General features: G+C 66.4%; 3 protein-coding genes. All 3 read left to right on the top strand.

The features are described from left to right. Positions 1 to 279: 279 nt before the first annotated feature. Positions 280 to 1047 (top strand): tRNA (guanosine(46)-N7)-methyltransferase TrmB, encoded by a 768-nt coding sequence (trmB, locus tag WA965_RS09970; RefSeq protein ID WP_526295468.1) that lies wholly within the window; start codon positions 280 to 282, stop codon positions 1045 to 1047. Further along, positions 1044 to 1760, top strand: a complete 717-nt coding sequence (locus WA965_RS09965; RefSeq protein WP_526295470.1) for an NYN domain-containing protein — start codon at positions 1044 to 1046, stop codon at positions 1758 to 1760. The genes trmB and WA965_RS09965 overlap by 4 nt, the downstream gene beginning before the upstream one ends. Positions 1761 to 1832: 72 nt before the next feature. Further along, positions 1833 to 4218 (top strand): trehalose monomycolate exporter MmpL3 (mmpL3, locus tag WA965_RS09960; protein WP_526295472.1); only part of this gene is annotated, 2386 nt, incomplete at its 3' end.

Here is a 4218-nt window from a genome sequence, read left to right as displayed (position 1 = left end):
CAGCACCGCCACCCGCGGCGGCGTCCGGATACGTTCCGCGACGGCCGCCACACCCGGATGGTGCGCATGGGCGGCGAAGTCGGCCAGCACGTCGATGAAGATGTCGGACCCCCCGGTCCCGGGCCGGGTTCGGCACCGGCCTCCTCACAGAATCGTGACACCTGCCGGACGGCCCGCTGCACACATTTTTGGCGCTGGACGACGCGGGTATCCGGCTGTACCAGTGGAAGGCAACTGTTGGGTATCAATCTGTAACACGATGCGGGGAGTACAGCCTTGATGAGCGACCATGGACGGATGCATGCGTCGGGCCCTGAGGTCGCCAGTCCGCTGGCCGAGGGCCCCGAGGTCACCCCGCACTTCCTTCCCCGGGTCACCAGCTTCCGGGCGCGACGCTCGTCGATCTCGGACAAGCAGCAGGCCACCTGGGACCGCCTGTGGCCTGAGCTGGGCAGGCAGGCGCGCGACGGCGAAGCGCCGGCCGGGTTGCTCGACACCGAGGCGTGGTTCGGCAGGCGCGCCCCGGTGGTGCTGGAGATCGGCTGCGGCACCGGCACCTCGACCCTGGCGATGGCGCAGGCCGAACCCGACCTCGATGTCGTCGCCGTCGAGGTCTACCGACGTGGCCTGGCCCAGCTCCTGAGCGCCATCGACCGGGCGGCGGTGCGAAACGTGCGCCTGATCCGCGGCGACGGCGTCGACGTGCTCACCCACATGTTCGGCCCGGGCTCGCTGACAGGGGTTCGGGTGTTCTTCCCCGACCCGTGGCCGAAGGCCCGCCACCACAAGCGGCGGCTGCTGCAACCCGACACCGTGGCCCTGATCGCCGACCGGCTCCGACCGGGTGGAGTGCTGCACGCGGCCACCGACCACTCGGACTACGCAGCCCAGATCGCCGACGTCGGCGACGCGGAGCCCCGGCTGCGCCGAGTCAGTGCCGACACCGCGGAACTGCCCATATCGGCGGCCCGTCCCGCAACAAAATACGAAATGAAGGCGCTCGCAGGTACGGATGTGGCGGAACTGCTCTGGGAGAAGATGCCGTGAGCCTGACCGAGAACATGCCGGACGTCGCCGAGGTCGCCACCACAGATACGACGGACAGCACGACTTCCGATGTCCCGGCGATCGCGCGGGTTCTCCTCGTCTGGGACGCGCCGAACCTCGACATGGGGCTCGGGTCGATCCTCGGTGGCCGTCCCACCGCAGCGCACCGACCCCGCTTCGACGCGCTGGGGCGCTGGCTGCTGGCCCGCACCGCCGACCTGTCGGCACAACTCGACCGGGCCGATCGTGACGTAACGCTCGAACCCGAGGCCACGGTCTTCACGAACATCGCCCCCGGCAGCGCCGACGTCGTCCGGCCGTGGGTGGAAGCGTTGCGTAATGTGGGCTTCGCGGTGTTCGCGAAGCCGAAGATCGATGACGACAGTGACGTCGACAGCGACATGCTCGCCCACATCGCACTCCGTCGCAGCGAGGGTCTCGCCGGTGTGATCGTCGCCTCGGCGGACGGTCAGGCGTTCAAACTCCCGCTCGAGGACATCGCCAGGGACGGCATCGAGGTCCAGGTCCTCGGATTTCGCGAACATGCCAGTTGGGCGTTAGCGTCGGATACCTTGGAGTTTGTCGACCTGGAGGACATCGACGGTGTCTTCCGGGAACCGCTACCGCGAATCGGCCTTGATTCGCTGCCAGAGCAGGGCGCTTGGCTGCAGCCATTCCGGCCGCTGTCCTCGCTGCTGGCCTCGCGCGTATAAAACTGAAGCCGAGGTACCGATGTGCGCAGGCCGGGATTGTCAGAGTTTTGCAGTGACCGATAGGAGCTGAACGTGTTCGCCTGGTGGGGTCGAACGGTGTACCAGTACCGATACATCGTGATCGGTGTCATGGTCGCACTGTGCCTTGGCGGCGGCGTCTTCGGCATCAGCCTGGGACAGCACGTCACTCAGAGCGGTTTCTACGACGAAGGCAGCGAATCGGTCCACGCCTCGCTGGTCTCGGATGCCGCCTACGGCCGTGACACCTCCGGCCACATCGTGGCGATCTACACCGCGCCCGAGGGCAAGACCGTCGACGATCCGGAGTTCCAGCGCACGATCCTGGAGAACCTCGACGAGGTGGAGCGAACCCACCCCGACCAGGTCCTGCGGGCCATCGGCTACTTCAAGAGCCCCGAGGTGCTCTCGAACATGGCCGACGCGGACAAACAGCACGCGTTCATGTCGGTCCAGCTCAAGGGCGACAACGACGACGCGATCCTGAACAACTACAACAAGAACGTCGGCTCCGACGGCACCACCGTCAAGGAAGCCCTCAACATCGACGGCATCGAGGTCCAGCAGGCCGGTCTGCAGCCGCTGGCCAGCGAGCTGACCGGCACCATCGGCGAGGACCAGAAACGCGCCGAGGTCGCCGCCATCCCATTGGTCGCGGTGGTGCTGTTCTTCGTGTTCGGCGGTGTCATCGCCGCATCCCTGCCTGCGATCATCGGCGGTCTGACCATCGCCGGCGCACTGGGCATCATGCGGTTGATCGCCGAGGTCATCCCCGTGCACTTCTTCGCCCAGCCGGTGGTGACGCTCATGGGCCTGGGCATCGCCGTCGACTACGGCCTGTTCATGGTCAGTAGGTTCCGCGAGGAGATCGCCGAGGGCTACGACACCGAGACAGCGGTCCGGCGGACGGTGATGACCTCCGGGCGCACCGTGATGTTCTCCGCGGTCATCCTGGTGGCATCGTCGGTCCCGTTGCTGCTGTTCCCGCAGGGCTTCCTGAAGTCGATCACCTACGCGATCATCGCCTCGGTGATGCTGGCAGCGATCCTGTCGGTCACGGTCCTGGCGGCCGCGCTCGCCATCCTGGGCCCCAATGTCGACGCGCTGGGTGTGCGCACGCTGTTGCGGGTGCCGTTCTTCCGCAACTGGAAGCCGACGAACTGGTGGCTCAACTGGCTCGCCGACCGCACCCAGAAGACCAAGACCCGTGCCGAGGTGGAGAAGGGCTTCTGGGGCAAGCTCGTCAACGTCGTCGTCAAGCGACCGATCGGCTTCGCCGCACCCATCTTGATCGGGATGATCCTGCTGATCATCCCGCTGGGTCAGCTCTCCCTCGGCGGCATCAGCGAGAAGTACCTCCCACCCGACAACTCGGTGCGGGTGGCGCAGGAGGAGTTCGACCGGACGTTCCCCGGCTTCCGCACCGAGCCGTTGACGCTGGTCATCGAGAACGACAACGGTGATCCGGTCTCCGATCAGCAGATCGCCGAGATCCGCAACGAGGCGATGGCGATCCCCGGGTTCATCGAACCCGACGGCGATCCGGACAAGATGTGGCAGGAACGCTCCTATCTCGACGGAGCATCGCGAGACCCATCGGTGCGGGTGATCCAGAACGGTCTGGAGAACCGCAACGACGCATCCCAGAAGATCGACGAACTGCGGGAGCTGTCACCGCCTCGAGGCCTCACGATCTCGGTCGGCGGAACCCCGGCGCTCGAACAGGACAGTATCCACAGCTTGTTCGACAAGCTGCCGCTGATGGTGCTGCTGCTCATCACCACGACGACGATCCTGATGTTCCTGGCGTTCGGCTCGGTGGTGCTGCCCATCAAGGCGGCACTGATGAGCGCGCTGACACTCGGGTCGACGATGGGCATCCTCACCTGGATGTTCGTCGAAGGCCACGGGTCGGGTCTGATGAACTACACCCCCCAGCCTCTGATGGCACCGATGATCGGTCTGATCATCGCGGTGATCTGGGGGCTGTCCACCGACTACGAGGTGTTCCTGGTCTCGCGAATGGTGGAAGCTCGGGCACGGGGTATGTCGACCACCGAGGCGATCCGGATCGGTACCGCCACCACCGGGCGGCTGATCACCGGTGCGGCGCTGGTGTTGGCCGTGGTCGCGGGAGCGTTCGTGTTCTCCGATCTGGTGATGATGAAGTACCTGGCATTCGGCCTGCTCATCGCGCTGCTGCTGGACGCGACGATCGTCCGGATGTTCCTGGTGCCCGCGATCATGAAGCTGCTCGGCGACGATTGCTGGTGGGCGCCGCGCTGGATGAAGCGACTGCAGGAACGGTTGGGCCTCGGCGAGACCGAACTGCCCGACGAGCGCAAACGGCCCGCGGTGCGCGAGTCCAGGGAAGAGGCACCCCATCCCGAAGCGCTGGTCGGTGCCGGCGGCCCGCCGGTGGCGGTCCCCGCCCGGGCGC

The organism is Mycobacterium sp. (assembly GCF_049683935.1).
Classification (GTDB): Bacteria; Actinomycetota; Actinomycetes; order Mycobacteriales; family Mycobacteriaceae; genus Mycobacterium.
The sequence above is the reverse complement of the archived record's forward strand: the minus strand, read 5'-3'. Positions and strand labels throughout refer to the sequence as shown.